The sequence below is a fragment of the Duganella sp. HH101 genome, from assembly GCF_001758795.1.
Lineage (GTDB): Bacteria > Pseudomonadota > Gammaproteobacteria > Burkholderiales > Burkholderiaceae_D > Rugamonas > Rugamonas rivuli.
In genome coordinates, this window is the sequence record NZ_LRON01000004.1 from 403034 (window position 1) to 416418 (window position 13385).

General features: G+C 64.6%; 13 protein-coding genes. 5 read left to right on the forward strand and 8 right to left on the reverse strand.

The features are described from left to right. Nucleotide 1: 1 nt before the first annotated feature. Together arfB and DUGA2_RS09350 are read right to left on the reverse strand one after the other, a co-directional pair. Entirely contained in the window at nucleotides 2–391 is a 390-nt protein-coding gene (gene arfB / locus DUGA2_RS09345) for an alternative ribosome rescue aminoacyl-tRNA hydrolase ArfB (RefSeq protein WP_008450209.1), read from the reverse strand. After that, a complete protein-coding gene (locus DUGA2_RS09350; protein ID WP_070269095.1) occupies nucleotides 388–1461 on the reverse strand; it encodes a CaiB/BaiF CoA-transferase family protein in 1074 nt (357 codons plus the stop codon). Before DUGA2_RS09350 ends, arfB begins: the two co-directional genes overlap by 4 nt. A gap of 126 nt (nucleotides 1462–1587) precedes the next feature. On the opposite strand from DUGA2_RS09350, the gene DUGA2_RS09355 reads away from it, so the two are divergent. Next, on the forward strand, nucleotides 1588–2082 hold the full coding sequence (locus DUGA2_RS09355) for a chemotaxis protein CheW (protein WP_008450205.1): 495 nt from the start codon (nucleotides 1588–1590) through the stop codon (nucleotides 2080–2082). Here the strand turns inward: DUGA2_RS09355 and DUGA2_RS09360 are convergent. From DUGA2_RS09360 to DUGA2_RS09375, 4 genes are read right to left on the reverse strand one after another with little or no spacing between them, the layout of a single operon-like run. Beyond that, entirely contained in the window at nucleotides 2079–4052 is a 1974-nt protein-coding gene (locus DUGA2_RS09360) for an ATP-binding cassette domain-containing protein (RefSeq protein WP_229212371.1), read from the reverse strand. The genes DUGA2_RS09355 and DUGA2_RS09360 overlap by 4 nt on opposite strands. A gap of 42 nt (nucleotides 4053–4094) precedes the next feature. Beyond that, a complete protein-coding gene (gene prmB, locus DUGA2_RS09365; RefSeq protein WP_008450202.1) occupies nucleotides 4095–4982 on the reverse strand; it encodes a 50S ribosomal protein L3 N(5)-glutamine methyltransferase in 888 nt (295 codons plus the stop codon). Between the two features lie 58 nt (nucleotides 4983–5040). Further along, the gene (gene dapE, locus DUGA2_RS09370; RefSeq protein ID WP_070268991.1) at nucleotides 5041–6174 is read right to left on the reverse strand and encodes a succinyl-diaminopimelate desuccinylase; all 1134 of its coding nucleotides are present in this window, start codon (nucleotides 6172–6174) and stop codon (nucleotides 5041–5043) included. A 2-nt stretch (nucleotides 6175–6176) separates the two neighbouring features. Further along, nucleotides 6177–6530, reverse strand: coding sequence for an ArsC family reductase (locus DUGA2_RS09375; RefSeq protein ID WP_070268992.1), 354 nt, complete (start codon nucleotides 6528–6530; stop codon nucleotides 6177–6179). A 194-nt stretch (nucleotides 6531–6724) separates the two neighbouring features. Here DUGA2_RS09375 and DUGA2_RS09380 point away from each other — a divergent pair, with 194 nt between their 5' ends. The 4 genes from DUGA2_RS09380 to DUGA2_RS09395 all read left to right on the forward strand — a co-directional run bounded on the left by DUGA2_RS09380 (nucleotide 6725) and on the right by DUGA2_RS09395 (nucleotide 11343). Continuing rightward, complete coding sequence (locus tag DUGA2_RS09380) at nucleotides 6725–7375, forward strand: PEP-CTERM sorting domain-containing protein (protein ID WP_070268994.1); 651 nt, start codon at nucleotides 6725–6727, stop codon at nucleotides 7373–7375. 194 nt (nucleotides 7376–7569) lie between these two features. Further along, nucleotides 7570–8868, forward strand: a complete 1299-nt coding sequence (locus tag DUGA2_RS09385) for a sensor domain-containing diguanylate cyclase (RefSeq protein WP_229214647.1) — start codon at nucleotides 7570–7572, stop codon at nucleotides 8866–8868. Continuing rightward, nucleotides 8855–10828: a TonB-dependent siderophore receptor gene (locus DUGA2_RS09390; protein ID WP_070268997.1), complete on the forward strand. Its 1974-nt coding sequence runs from the start codon at nucleotides 8855–8857 to the stop codon at nucleotides 10826–10828. The genes DUGA2_RS09385 and DUGA2_RS09390 overlap by 14 nt, the downstream gene beginning before the upstream one ends. Continuing rightward, a complete protein-coding gene (locus DUGA2_RS09395; protein WP_070268998.1) occupies nucleotides 10825–11343 on the forward strand; it encodes a YfiR family protein in 519 nt (172 codons plus the stop codon). Before DUGA2_RS09390 ends, DUGA2_RS09395 begins: the two co-directional genes overlap by 4 nt. Before the next feature lie 6 nt (nucleotides 11344–11349). Here DUGA2_RS09395 and DUGA2_RS09400 read toward each other — a convergent pair whose 3' ends face one another. Both DUGA2_RS09400 and dapD read right to left on the reverse strand, forming a co-directional pair. Beyond that, nucleotides 11350–12492: a PilT/PilU family type 4a pilus ATPase gene (locus tag DUGA2_RS09400; protein WP_070268999.1), complete on the reverse strand. Its 1143-nt coding sequence runs from the start codon at nucleotides 12490–12492 to the stop codon at nucleotides 11350–11352. Between the two features lie 63 nt (nucleotides 12493–12555). Beyond that, the gene (gene dapD, locus DUGA2_RS09405) at nucleotides 12556–13383 is read right to left on the reverse strand and encodes a 2,3,4,5-tetrahydropyridine-2,6-dicarboxylate N-succinyltransferase (protein WP_008450189.1); all 828 of its coding nucleotides are present in this window, start codon (nucleotides 13381–13383) and stop codon (nucleotides 12556–12558) included. Nucleotides 13384–13385 lie beyond the last annotated feature (2 nt).

The window sequence follows — 13385 nt, forward strand, 5'->3', positions numbered from 1 at the left end:
TCTACAAACTGACCTTGCCGCGCAGCTGTTTGCGTTCCCCGTCCTTGCTCTTGCCGTCCAGCCGCTTGCGCTGCGAACTGCGGGTGGGCCGGGTAGGGCGGCGCACGGCAGGCAGCACGGCCACGCTGTCGACCAGCTCCTGCAAGCGGCGCAATGCTTCCTCCTTGTTGGCCTCCTGGCTGCGCGACTGCTGCGCCTTCAGCACCACCACGCCATCCTTGGTGATGCGCTGGTCGCGCATGGCCAGCAGGCGTTCCTTGATGTGCTCCGGCAGCGACGAGCCGACGATATCGAAGCGCAGGTGCACCGCGCTGGAAACCTTGTTGACGTTCTGCCCGCCCGGCCCCTGGGCGCGGATCGCGGTGAACTCCACTTCATTCGGATCGATCACGGCGCAAACCTGACCGGCTGCGCCACGGACCACGACTCGCCTTCGGTATCGTGTGTGCGGCGGCTGACGATGTCGCGGAACAGCGGATGCTGCAAGGCTTCCTCGGTGCGTAGCACGGGCGTGACGCAGCAGTCGGCGTCGGCGAAGGCCTCCGTCCATTGCGCCAGCGTGCGCGCGGCGAACACCGCGTCCAGCTCCGCCTTGAGCGCCATCGCGTCCTCGCCGCCGACCTGCTGGCCCAACTGCCAGTGGCGCGGCTTCAGGTCCGGCCGTTGCAGCACGTCGCAGCAGGCCTGCCAGAACTTGAGCTCCAGCGCGCCGACCGCCATGTAGCGGCCGTCGGCCGTGCGGTAGACGTTGTAGCAGGGGACGCCGCCAGTCAGCAGATCGCGGCCCGGCGCGGCGGGCGCGCCGTTGTTGACGGCCACCAGCGGCATGATGTTATGCGCCATCACGGCGGCCGTCATCGAGACATCGACCATGCGCCCCGCGCCACCCATCTTGACCGCGACCAGCGCCGCCAGGATGCCCTGCAGCGCAGACTGCGCGCCGCCCAGCAGGTCGCCCACCTGCAGGTTGGGCAGCGCCGGCACGCCGTCGGCGCCGGCGTTCTGGTCCAGCATGCCGGCATAGCCGATGTAGTTGATGTCATGCCCCGCCAGCAGCGCGTAGGGGCCGTGCTGGCCGTAGCCTGAGATCGCGCACATCACCAGCTTGGGATTACGCTCGCGCAGCGTGTGCCAGCCCAGTCCCAGCTTGTCCATCACGCCGGGGCGGAAGCTCTCGACCAGCACGTCGGCCGTCTCCACCATCGCCAGCAGCTGCTCGCGGTGGGCGGCGTCCTTCAGGTCCAGCCGCACCATCCGCTTGCCGCGATTGACGGCGACGAAGAACTGCGACACCTCGTTGCGCACCGGCCCCATGGCGCGCGCGTAGTCGCCGGGACCGGGGTCTTCGATCTTGATCACTTCCGCACCCATGTCCGCCAGGTGCATGGTGGCGACGGGGCCGGGCAGCAATCGCGTCAGGTCCAGCACGCGGATGCCGCTGAGAGGGAGTTCTGTATTCATGGATTCATTGTAGCAAACCAGCAACCGCGAGCCCGGCGAATGTTGACGTTGCTCAACGACCGCTTTGGAACGCAAAGGTAGGATGGCATATGCCTGTTACCGCACGTCCCGGACGAAAGGATCATCATGCCTTCATTGACTACGCAATCCGCCAGCGCCGACCAAACCGCCGTCGTCGCCGCCAACCAGTATCTGGTGTTCCGGCTGGGCGGCCTTGATTACGCGCTGGACTTCACCAAGGTGCAGGAGCTGCGGCCCTTGAAGGCGCTGGAGCGCTTTTCATCGGAAGGGGAGATCGTGGCCGGGGTGGCCGTGTCGCGTGGCGTCATCATGCCTATCGTCGACATGCGCATCGCCTTCGGGCCGCGGCCGCCGGAGCACGATCCGCTGACGGACGTGATCATCCTCAAGCTGTCTAGCTGCGTGATGGGGATGGTGGTGGACGGGGTGACGGATATCGTCCCGCTGACGCTGGGACAGATCAAGCCGATACCGGGTGCCAGCGCGGTGGAGTACCTGGTCGGCATCGGTGAAGCGGACGGGCGCCGGCTGATCGTGGTCGACATCGATAAGCTGATGTCGATCCAGAAGGTTCAAGTCGGCGCCCGCCAGGCAGCTTAGGCGAGGGCTTCGAGCTGCTCCTGCAGCTCCAGCCATTCCGCTTCCAGCTGGCCGAGGTCCTTGGTGAAGAAGGACTGATCGGCCAGCAGCTGTTTCAGCTTGGCCTTGTTGGCCGCGTCGTAGATCGACGATTCGCCCAGGGCCGCGTCCACATCGGCCTTCTGCGCGCTGCGCTTGGCGATCTGGTCGTCCAGGCGCTTGATCTTCTGCTCCAGCGGCTTGCGCAGCGTAGCCAGGCGCTGGCGGTCTTCGGCCTGCTGGCGCTTCTGATCCTTGCTGACCGCAGCCGGCGCGGGAGCGGACGGCGGCGCGACCGGCGAGGTGACGGGGAAGTCGGTCTTGTTGGCCTTGCCCGCAGCCGGCAGCACGTCGGTGCCCTTACCCAGCTTGGTCTTGAACAGCCAATCCTTGTAGTCGTCCAGATCGCCGTCGAACGGCTGCAGCTTGCCGTCGGCAACGATGATGAATTCGTCGGTGGTGGCGCGCAGCAGGTGGCGATCGTGGGAGACCACTACCAGCGTGCCTTCGAACTGCGCCAGTGCTTCGGTCAGCGCCTCGCGGGTTTCCAGGTCCAGGTGATTGGTCGGTTCATCGAGCAGCAGCAGGTTGGGGCGCTGCCAGACGATCAGGGCCAACGCCAGGCGAGCCTTCTCGCCGCCGGAGAACGGCGCGATCGAACTAGTCACCATCGTGCCCGGGAAGTTGAAGCCGCCCAGGAAGTTGCGCAACTCCTGCTCGCGCACGGTCGGCGCGATCTTCGCCAGGTGCCACAGCGGCGATTCGTCGTGGCGCAGCATCTCCACCTGGTGCTGGGCGAAGTAGCCGATGTTGAGGCCCTTGCCCATGGTGGCGTCGCCGGTCAGCGGCGACAGTTCGCCGGCGATGGTCTTGATCAGCGTCGACTTGCCGGCGCCGTTCACGCCCAGCAGGCCGATACGCTGGCCGATCTGCAGCGAGAACTTGATCTTGTTGACGATGGTCTTGTGGGTGATGTCGCCGGTCTCTTCGTTCTCGATCTTGTAGCCGGCATCGACGTTTTCCATCACCAGCAGCGGATTCGGGGCGCTGAGCGGCTCGCGGAATTCGAACGAGAATTCGGCGGCGGCGCGCAGCGGCGCCAGTTCTTCCATCTTGGCCAGCGCCTTCATGCGGCTCTGCGCCTGGCGGGCCTTGGAGGCCTGCGCCTTGAAGCGGTTGACGAAGGACTCCAGGTGGGCGCGCTTGCGCTGCTGCTTTTCCAGCGCGCCGGCGGCCAGGATCATCTGCGCTGCGCGCTGGCGTTCGAAGGACGAGTAGTTGCCCGAGTAGCGCTTCAGTTTGCGCTCGTCGATATGCACCACCACGTTGACCACTTCATCGAGGAAGTCGCGATCGTGGGAGATGATGAGCAGCGTGCCGGCGTAGCGTTTGAGCCAGTCTTCCAGCCAGATGATGGCGTCCAGGTCCAGGTGGTTGGTCGGTTCATCGAGCAGCAGCAGGTCGGAAGGGCACATCAGCGCCTGCGCCAGGTTCAGGCGCATGCGCCAGCCGCCGGAGAAGCTGGCCACCGGTTGCTGCATCTGGTCGATCGAGAAGCCCAGGCCGAGCAGCAGCTGTTCGCCGCGCGATTGCACGGTGTAGGCGTCGGCGTCGGCCAGCGCGCTGTAGATCTCGCCGATGGCGATGCCGTTCTCGGACGATTCAGGCTCCGATTCAAGGCGGGCCAGTTCAGCCTCCAGCTTGCGCAGGGTGACGTCGCCGTCGATGGCGTAGTCGAGTGCCGCGCGGTCCAGCGGAGGGGTTTCCTGCGCCACGTAAGCGACGCGCCATTTGGCCGGGAAGTCGATCTCGCCCTGGTCCGGGTGCAGCTCGCCGCGCATCATCGCGAACAGGCTGGATTTGCCGGCGCCATTGGCGCCGATCAGGCCAATCTTGTCGCCGGGGTTGAGGGTGACATCGACCTGTTCCAGCAGCGGCTTAATACCGCGCATCAGGCTTACTTGAATAAAGCGAATCATTGGTTCTTGTTCTTCTTAAAGTTTAAGCTGGTCTGCGGTCAGCAGGAATACCATGTCGTCGCCGTTGCTGGTGGTGAGCCAGGTCAGGCCCAGTTCACCGAAGGCCGCTTCGGCGAACTCGCGCTCATTGCCGATTTCGACGATCAGGATGCCGTCATCGGTCAGGCGCTCGGCGGCGCCGGCGACGATCTTGCGCACCAGGTCCATGCCGTCCTTGCCGCCATCGAGCGCCAGTTCAGGCTCGGCGCGGTATTCCATCGGCAGCTTGCTCATCGACGACGAGTTCACATACGGCGGGTTGGTGATGATCAGGTCGTACTTCTTGTCCGGCACATTGGCGTACAGGTCGGACTGGATCAGCGTCAGACGGTCTTCCAGCTTGTAGGTGGCGACGTTTTTCTTCGCCACTTCCAGCGCGTCGGCCGAGATATCGACCGCGTCCACGTGCGCGTCCGGGAAGGCGTCGGCCAGCATGATGGCCAGGCAGCCGGAGCCCGTGCACAGTTCCAGCACATTGCTGACGTTTTCAGGCTCGTTGACCCACGGCGCGAAGTACTGCGGGATCAGTTCCGCGATGAAGGAGCGCGGCACGATGGTGCGCTCGTCCACGTAGAAGCTGTAGGTGCCCAGCCAGGCTTCGTTGGTGATGTAGGCAGCAGGCACGCGCTCGTTGGTGCGGCGGTCGATGACAGCCATGACCGCGGCGATTTCCTCCGGCAGCAGCTTGGCGTCCAGGAACGGGTCCAGGTGATCCAGCGGCAGCTTGAGCGTGTGCAGGATCAGGTAGGCCGCTTCATCGAAGGCTTCGACGCTGCCATGGCCGAAGAACAGCTTGGCGGTGTTGAAGCGGGTGACGGCATAGCGCAACAGGTCGCGCGGCGTGGTGAAAGGAGTCGTGTTCATGGCTATCTCGGTAAAACAGTAATCGGTTTGCGCACGCCGCGCCGCCAGCCTGCGGGACTCAGGCCAGCAGGTTCTCCAGCGTACGGCGGTAGATATTCTTCAGCGGATCGACAAAACGCAGCTCGATATGCTCGTCGATCTTGTGGATACTTGCGTTGGGAGGCCCGAATTCTATCACCTGAGGGCAGATCTGAGCGATAAAGCGTCCATCCGAGGTGCCGCCGGTGGTCGACAATTCGGTGTCGACGCCCGTTTCGGACTTGATCGCGGCGGCCAGCGCATCGCTCAAGGTGCCGCGCGGCGTCAGGAAGGGCAGGCCGCTCAGCGCCCATTTCAGGTCGTAGTGCAGATTGTGCTTGTCCAGGATGGCGTGCACGCGGCGCTTCAGTTCCTCGTGGGTGCTGGCGGTCGAGAAGCGGAAGTTGAAGTCGATGACCATCTCGCCCGGGATCACGTTGTTGGCGCCCGTGCCTGCGTTAATGTTGGACATCTGCCAGGAGGTCGGCAGGTAGTACTCGTTGCCTTCGTCCCAGCGTTCGGCCACCAGGTCGGCCAGCGCGGGCGCGGCCAGGTGGATAGGGTTGCGCGCCAGCTGAGGGTAGGCGATGTGGCCTTGCACGCCCTTGACCGTCAGGCGGCCGGACAGCGAGCCACGGCGGCCGTTCTTGATCATGTCGCCCAGGGTCTCGTCGGAGGTCGGCTCGCCGACGATGCAGTAGTCCAGCGTCTCGCCGCGCTCCTTGAGGATATTGCAGACCACCACGGTGCCGTCGATGGCCGGGCCTTCCTCGTCGCTGGTGATCAGGAAGGCGATCGAGCCTTTATGGTCGGCGTGGGCGGCGACGAACTCCTCGCAGGCCACCACGAAGGCGGCGATCGAGGTCTTCATGTCGGCGGCGCCACGGCCATACAGCTTGCCGTCGCGGTGGGTCGGGTTGAAGGGTTCCGAGCGCCATTGCTCGACAGGGCCGGTCGGCACCACGTCGGTATGGCCGGCGAACACCAGCACCGGCGAGGTCGTGCCGCGGCGCGCCCACAGGTTGGTGACGCCGTTCGATTCGATCACTTCGCAGGCAAAGCCCAGCGGCGACAGCAAATCGATCAGGTGCTGCTGGCAGCCTTTATCGTCCGGCGTTACAGAGGAGAGGGCGATCAGCTTTTCGGTCAGCGCCAGGGTCTTGGAAGGAGTCATGTTTATTTGTCGAAGATTTGTTTGTACTGGGCGTCGGAGAAGGACACGGCGAAGGTGCCGTTCTTGTCCAGCACCGGGCGCTTGATCACGGACGGGTTTTCCAGCATCAGGGCGATGGCGCTGTCGTCGTCGACGATGGAGGCTTTGCGCTCGTCGGACAGCGCGCGCCAGGTCGTGCCTTTTTTATTGACCAGCACATCGCGCGACAGGTGTTGCAGCCAGCCGGCGACGATTTCGCGGGTCAGGCCCTGCTTTTTAAAATCGTGGAAGACAAAATCCTGCTGCTGGTCGGCCAGCCATACGCGGGCCTTTTTGACGGTATCGCAATTCGGGATGCCGTAGAGGGTGATTTTCATGTGCGTGCTTGCGAAAACGAGTGTGATAGGCGAAGGGCGACAGAATACCATGGCTGGCACTTGTTGATCTGCGCCGACGCTCCTTAGTTGCAAGCTATGCCTTCGCCGTCGGGGGAAAGAAATATCGAATAGACACGACCGGGGCGGTCTGAAACAATATTAACTCTGGCCGCAACCCCACACGGAGAAATAATATGAAAAAGACTCTGACGGCCCTGGCGCTGGGTGGCGCCGCCGCATTGGCGCAAGCGGGTGTGATCGACTTCAATCCACCTTCGCCCGTGTGCAGCAGCGCGGCCGATGGCAGCGGCGGCATCGTCGGCTGCACCAACTATGGCACCATCGCCCAGTCCTACGGCGACGTGCCGGGCGTGCTGGATGTGCAGTACACGGCCCTGCGCGTGAGCGACACCAGTTTGAGCTGGTGGGACGCCGACTACAACACCCTGCGCGGCGTGGCCTGGGCGGTCGGCGGCGACGGCAACTCGGCGGCGCAGATCGACCTGCTGCCCTTGAACGGCATGGCCGTCACCGTCACCCACTTCGACCTTGGCGCGTATTCCAACACCGCGCGCGGCACCCACCTGACGGTTTCCGCGATCGGCGGCCCTGTGTTGTTCAGCTACGACGGCAATGTCGGCGGCCTGCCGGGCAATATGCCCAGCAGTTTCGATGGCAGCTGGAGTTCGCTCAACGGCATCCGCATCGAATGGCACGACAGCGCCTACAACGTCGGCATCGACAACATCACCTATTCCGTCAACGCGGTGCCGGAACCGTCGGCCTGGCTGATGCTGGCGCTGGGCCTGGGCGCCATCGGCGTCGCGGCCCGTCGCCGGGCCTGATTTCGCCTCTCCACGCCGGCGCGGGCCAAGTTCCCGCGCCCCATGGTGGCAACGCCGCCACGACTCCCCAGCTTTCATCCCACATTCCCCGCCTTTGCGCTTACAATTCCATTAAGAACATTCTTTGTGGAAATACCAATATAGGGTTTCCGGCGCCGCCGCGCCCCTTGCCGCCTACGCTGCCGACAGTATCCATGACCGAGTCCAAAGCCTCACTATCTCCACCCGCCGATTCGCTGGTTAGGCGCCTGACCCGCATGAACCTGCAGCTGCTCAGCGTGACCATGCTGCTGACCTTCGCCCTGCTGGCCACGGCCACGTGGTACGTCGCGCGCGGCCGCCAGGTGCACGCGGCGCAGCTCAGCGCCCGGCTGCTGGCCAACAGCGTCTCGCCGATGATCGTGTTTGCCGATCGTCCCGCCGCCCAGATCGAGCTTGAAGCGTTTTCCCGCCGCAGCGACCTGCTGCTGGTGCAGGTGCAGACCCTGGCCGGCGCGGTGTTCGCGCAGTGGCAGGCCGGCGACGGTACGCCGCCAACACGCATCGTGCCGCCGGTCGCTGCCGCGCGACTGGCCGACGCGACGTCGGTGACGATGCAGGAGCTGGAAGTGTGGGCGCCGATTCGCCTGAAGGATGAGGTGGTCGGCGTGCTGGTGCTGCGCGAAAGCCTGGCCGGTTTGCGGATGGCGGTGCTGACGCTCAGCGCTGCCGCAGCGGCGTTGATCGCGATGGCGATCCTGGTCGCCTGGCGCGGGCTGCTGCTGGTGCAGCGCCGCGCCTTGGCGCCGCTGGTGGAGCTGTCCAACCTGGCCGAGCACATCGCCCGCGAACGCGATTACGGCAAGCGGGCAACGGTCTACCGGCGCGACGAAGTGGGACGTTTGACCGAGCGCTTCAACGACATGCTGAAACGGATCGAAGTGTGGCAGGCCGACCTGCACCAGCAACTGGAGCAGGAACAGGAGGCCGGCCAGCAGTTCCAGCAACTGGCCCACAGGGACAGCCTGACAGGCCTGCCCAACCGCCTGTTCTTCCAGGGCGAATTGCAGCGCTACCTTGCCTTCAGCACGGAGCACGACGAGTTGATGGCGCTGATGTTCATCGACCTGGATAACTTCAAGACCGTCAACGACAAGCATGGCCACGACGCCGGCGACGCCGTGCTGTGCGAAGTGTCGCGCCGCATGGCCAGCGTGGTGCGTTCGCGCGATGTGCTGTGCCGCCTGGGCGGCGACGAGTTCGCGCTGATCCTGCCGGCGCTGCCGGACCAGGCGGCGGCCGAGCACCTGGCGCAGCGCCTGATCGACGCGGTGCGCGTGACGCTGACGATCAACGGCGTGGTGATGCCGATCGGCGCCACCGTCGGCCTGGCCTTCGCACCGGTGGACGCGACCGACGCCACGGCCTTGCTCAACGCCTCGGACCAGGCCATGTATGAAGCCAAGCGGGCCGGCAAGAACACTTACAGGAGGGTGCATAGTGCGGGGGCTTAAGCCAGGGCTGTTGCTGGCGGCCGTATGCTGCTCGCCCGTGGCGCAGGCACAACAGCCGGCGCAACAGCCGGCGCCCGCCAGCCTGGAGGAACTGCTGCGGCAAACGCCGACCGACATCACGCGCGGCGTCGAGGAATCGACTTCGTCGCGCTTTGCGCAGAGTGCGTCGGAGGCGCCGTCCGTCACCTACGTCGTGACGGATACCGACATTACCCGCCACGGCATGCGGAATATGGCGGACGTCCTGCGCAGCATGCCGGGCCTGTACGTGACCGGCGACGGCAACTTCGTCTATGTCGGCGCGCGCGGCCTGGGACGGCCCGGCGACTACAATTCGCGCCTGCTGTTCCTGATCGACGGCATGCGCGTCAACGAGAACATCTACGACGCCGGGTTGCTGGGTTCCGAGTTCTTCGTCGACGTCGACCTGATCGACCGGGTCGAGTACGCGCCGGGGCCGGGCTCCGCGCTGTATGGGAACAACGCCTTCTTCGGCGTGGTGAACATCATCACCAAGGGCGCGGACAAGCTGCATGGCGTGCAAGTGCGGGCCAGCGCGGACTCCGACCGCCTGCGTGAAGTGCGCGCCAGCGTCGGCCATCGCTGGGAGCAGGGCGGCGAGGGCTGGCTGGCGCTGAGCGCCTTCAAGCAGAGCGACATCGCCGCGCAGTATCCGCTGCCGCCGGGCTTCGACAGGCCCGTCAAGGATCACAACTGGGACCGCGGCCAGCGCCTGCTGGGCATGGGCCGCTACCGCGGCTTCACGCTGCGGGCGGGCCTCAGCCACCGGGAGCAGGGTACGCCCGGCTTCCTGCCGCCGGAAGCGCCGGCGCCGATTGTGCAGAACCGGAATGTGTTCAACAACAGCTTCCTGTCGGCGGAATACCAGCGCGACCTGGGGAACGACTGGAGCCTGTATGGCGCGGTGTCGTCCAAACGCAGCGACTACCTGCAAGCCTTCCCGTACATACACCGCGATCTGACGCCGTTCGAATTCGACAAGCGATCATTGGGGCGCTGGTACAACGTCGACCTGCGAATCAGCACCCAGCGCTGGCGCGACCATGAGTTGATGGCCGGTTTCGAGTACCAGTACGACCGCACGCAACGGATCATCGCCGGCCCTTTAGGCGAGCAGCCGGACGCCGAGTTTTACGGCGATAACCGGCGGCGCGGCCTGTTCGTGCAGGATTCGTGGCGTCTCAACGACAGCCATCGCGTGACGCTGGGCCTGCGCCGCGACGCCACCATGATGGGCGGCACCAACATCAATCCACGCTTCGCCTGGATCTGGAGCGGCGTGCCCGATGCGTCGCTCAAGTTGATGTACGGCAGCGCCTACCGCGAGGCGAACCTGTTCGAATACCAGGTCAACGCACCGTGGGAAGCGCCGTTGCCGACACCTGAGCGGGTGCGTACGCTGGAAGTGGCATGGGACCATGCGTTGAGTCATAACGTGCAGTACCGGGCGTCGGTCTATGCATCGCGGCTGCGAGACCTGATCAGCGTGGGCCAGGAGAGCGGCGTGTTTGAGAACTCCGGCCTGATACGCAGCCTGGGCGCGGAGCTTGGTCTTGAACGGCGCTGGGCCGGAGGCCAGCAATGGCAAACCGCGCTGTCGCTGCAGCGCACCTCCGACGCGCTCGGACAGCGGTTGAACAACTCGCCGCGCGCATTGCTCAAGATGCTGTACAGCCAACCGCTGCAAGGCGACCGGCTGCGGCTGTCGTGGCAGGCGCTGAGCGAAAGCCGGCGCGTGACGGCGACGACCACTCTGCCCGGATACACCCTGCTTAACGGCACACTGCTGTGGCGCCAGAGCGAGGGCGTCAACGTCGCGCTGTCGTTGTACAACATCGGCAACGTGCGCTATTTCGACCAGCCCGACGGCGTGGGGCCGCCGCTCCGGCAGGAGGGGCGCGTGTTGAGGTTATCGCTGACCAGGCAGTTCGGCCCATGACGTCCTGGCGCAAAACATGGCTGCTGCTGCCGATGCTGGCGGCGCTGGCGTCGCCCGCGCGCGCGGGGCAGGACCAGCTGCAACTGAAGGCGGCGTTCATCTATCGTTTCGCGCAGCTGACCCAGTGGCCGCCACCGCCGCAGCGCGAATTCACCTATTGCGTGGCGGGCGACGCGCCCTTGCAGGACGCGCTGCGTACGCTGATGCAGGCCACCCCGGGCGGCATCCCGGTGCATACGCTGCAATTGAGCGAGCCGCAGCGCGTGCCGCAATGCCAGTTGCTGGTGCTGGGCGCGGGCGTGCGAGGTGGTGACTTACGGCGCTGGCAGGAGATATTGGCGGACGATCCGGTGCTGGTGGTGGGTGACAGCGCGGAGTCGTTTCGCAGCGGCGCGATCATCGGCCTGGTGATCGAACCAAACGGCCTGGCGTTCCGCATCAATCAAACGGAAGCCAGGCGGCGCGGCCTGGCGATCAGCTACCAGATGCTGAAGCTGGCGCGCGAGGTGAAGTAGGGCGCTTCAGGTATTGAGCGTGAACTCGGTGAACGAGGCCTCGTCCGGCGCGGGCTTGGCGTCCGGCTCGGCCTGGGCGCTCTTGCTGTCCGGGCCATTATTCAATAGCCACAGCAGGTTGGTGGCGGAATCGGCGTTGGCCAGCGCCTCGTCCTGGCTGATCAAGCCGTCCTGCACCAGTTTGAGCAAAGCCAGTTCGAACGATTGCGAGCCGGGCGACATGCTCTTCTCCATCGCTTCCTTGATCTGGCCGATTTCGCCTTTTTCGATCAGGTCCGAGATGTAGCGGGTGTTGACCATCACCTCCACCGCCGCCGTGCGCGTGCCGCCGTTGATCGAGCGGACCAGCCGCTGCGAGACGATGGCCTTCACCGTCGACGACAGATCCTGCAGCAGCGCCGCGCGGTTCTCGATAGGGTAGAAACTGATAATACGGTTTAGCGCGTTATAGCTGTTGTTGGCGTGTAGGGTCGCCAGCACCAGGTGGCCCGACTGCGCGTAGGCCAGCGCGGCGGCCATGGTTTCCTTGTCGCGGATCTCGCCGATCAGGATGCAGTCCGGCGCCTGGCGCATGGAGTTGCGCAGCGCGGTGTAGAAGTCCTTGGCGTCGCTGCCGATCTCGCGCTGGTTGACGATGGACTTCTTGTTCTTGAACAGGTACTCGATCGGGTCTTCCAGCGTCAGAATATGGCCGGAGCGCAGTTCGTTGCGGTGGTCCAGCATCGAGGCGATGGTGGTGGACTTGCCGGAGCCGGTCGAGCCGACCAGCAGCAGCAGGCCGCGTTTTTCCATGATCAGGTCCGCCAGCACAGGCGGCAGCTGCAGGTCGGCCAGCAGCGGAATGGTGGCGGGCACGAAGCGGAATACGGCGGAGATGGTGCCGCGCTGCTTGAATGCGGAGAGGCGGAAGCGGCCCATGTTGGGCATCGATACGCCCATGTTCAGCTCATTGGTCGCGGCCAGTTCTTCCATCTGCGCGGGAGAGGCGATCTCCGACAGCAGCGAGTGGATGTTGTCCGGCTCAAGCTTTTGCTGGTTGATGGGGATCAGGTTGCCGTTGATCTTGATGTGTACCGGCGAATTCACCGCAAAGAACATGTCCGACGCGTTCTTTTCCTTCATCAGCTGGAACAGTCGCTCCATGGCCATGGCACTCTCCTCAGTATCAAAAAAAACGGGGACTACGATGAGTCCCCGGTTCTTGTTGCCTGCTTAGATACCGCGCAGCAGTTCGTTGATGCCGGTCTTGGCGCGGGTTTTTGCATCCACGCGCTTGACGATGACCGCGCAGTACAGCGAGTACTTGCCGTCTTCCGAAGGCAGGTTGCCCGAGACGACCACCGAACCGGCAGGCACGCGGCCGTAGGTCACTTCGCCGGTGGCGCGGTCGTAGATCTTGGTCGACTGGCCGATATACACGCCCATCGAGATCACCGAGTTCTCTTCGACGATCACGCCTTCGACGATCTCCGAACGGGCGCCGATGAAGCAGTTGTCTTCGATGATGGTCGGATTGGCTTGCATAGGTTCCAGCACGCCGCCGATGCCGACGCCGCCGGACAGGTGGACGTTCTTGCCGATCTGCGCGCAGGAGCCGACGGTGGCCCAGGTGTCGACCATCGCGCCTTCATCGACGTAGGCGCCGATGTTGACGTAGGAAGGCATCAGCACCACGTTCTTGGCGATGAAGGAGCCACGGCGCGCCACGGCTGGCGGCACCACGCGGAAGCCGCCCTTGGCGAAATCTTCGGCGGTGTAGTTGGCGAACTTGGTCGGAACCTTGTCGTAGAACTGCATGGTGCCGTCGGACGGCATCTGCACGTTGTTCTCCAGGCGGAAGGACAGCAGCACGGCTTTCTTGACCCACTGGTTCACAACCCAGTCGCCGGTGGTTTTTTCGGCCACGCGGATGGTGCCGGCGTCCAGGCCTGCGATCACGTGCGAAACCGCGTCGCGCAGTTCGGCGGTGCCGTTACCCGGGTTGATGTTGGCGCGGTCTTCCCATGCCTGGTCGATGATTTGCTGGAGTTGTTGGCTCATGA

What these genes read in the sequence shown, in the direction of transcription:
- DUGA2_RS09395 (WP_070268998.1), top strand. Translation starts at nt 10,825, where the DNA reads ATGACGTCCTGGCGCAAAACATGGCTGCTGCTGCCGATGCTGGCGGCG.
- DUGA2_RS09400 (WP_070268999.1), bottom strand. Translation starts at nt 12,492, where the DNA reads ATGGCCATGGAGCGACTGTTCCAGCTGATGAAGGAAAAGAACGCGTCG.
- dapE (WP_070268991.1), bottom strand. Translation starts at nt 6,174, where the DNA reads ATGACTCCTTCCAAGACCCTGGCGCTGACCGAAAAGCTGATCGCCCTC.
- prmB (WP_008450202.1), bottom strand. Translation starts at nt 4,982, where the DNA reads ATGAACACGACTCCTTTCACCACGCCGCGCGACCTGTTGCGCTATGCC.
- DUGA2_RS09350 (WP_070269095.1), bottom strand. Translation starts at nt 1,461, where the DNA reads ATGAATACAGAACTCCCTCTCAGCGGCATCCGCGTGCTGGACCTGACG.
- dapD (WP_008450189.1), bottom strand. Translation starts at nt 13,383, where the DNA reads ATGAGCCAACAACTCCAGCAAATCATCGACCAGGCATGGGAAGACCGC.
- DUGA2_RS09380 (WP_070268994.1), top strand. Translation starts at nt 6,725, where the DNA reads ATGAAAAAGACTCTGACGGCCCTGGCGCTGGGTGGCGCCGCCGCATTG.
- DUGA2_RS09375 (WP_070268992.1), bottom strand. Translation starts at nt 6,530, where the DNA reads ATGAAAATCACCCTCTACGGCATCCCGAATTGCGATACCGTCAAAAAG.
- DUGA2_RS09360 (WP_229212371.1), bottom strand. Translation starts at nt 4,052, where the DNA reads ATGCGCGGTATTAAGCCGCTGCTGGAACAGGTCGATGTCACCCTCAAC.
- DUGA2_RS09385 (WP_229214647.1), top strand. Translation starts at nt 7,570, where the DNA reads ATGACCGAGTCCAAAGCCTCACTATCTCCACCCGCCGATTCGCTGGTT.
- DUGA2_RS09355 (WP_008450205.1), top strand. Translation starts at nt 1,588, where the DNA reads ATGCCTTCATTGACTACGCAATCCGCCAGCGCCGACCAAACCGCCGTC.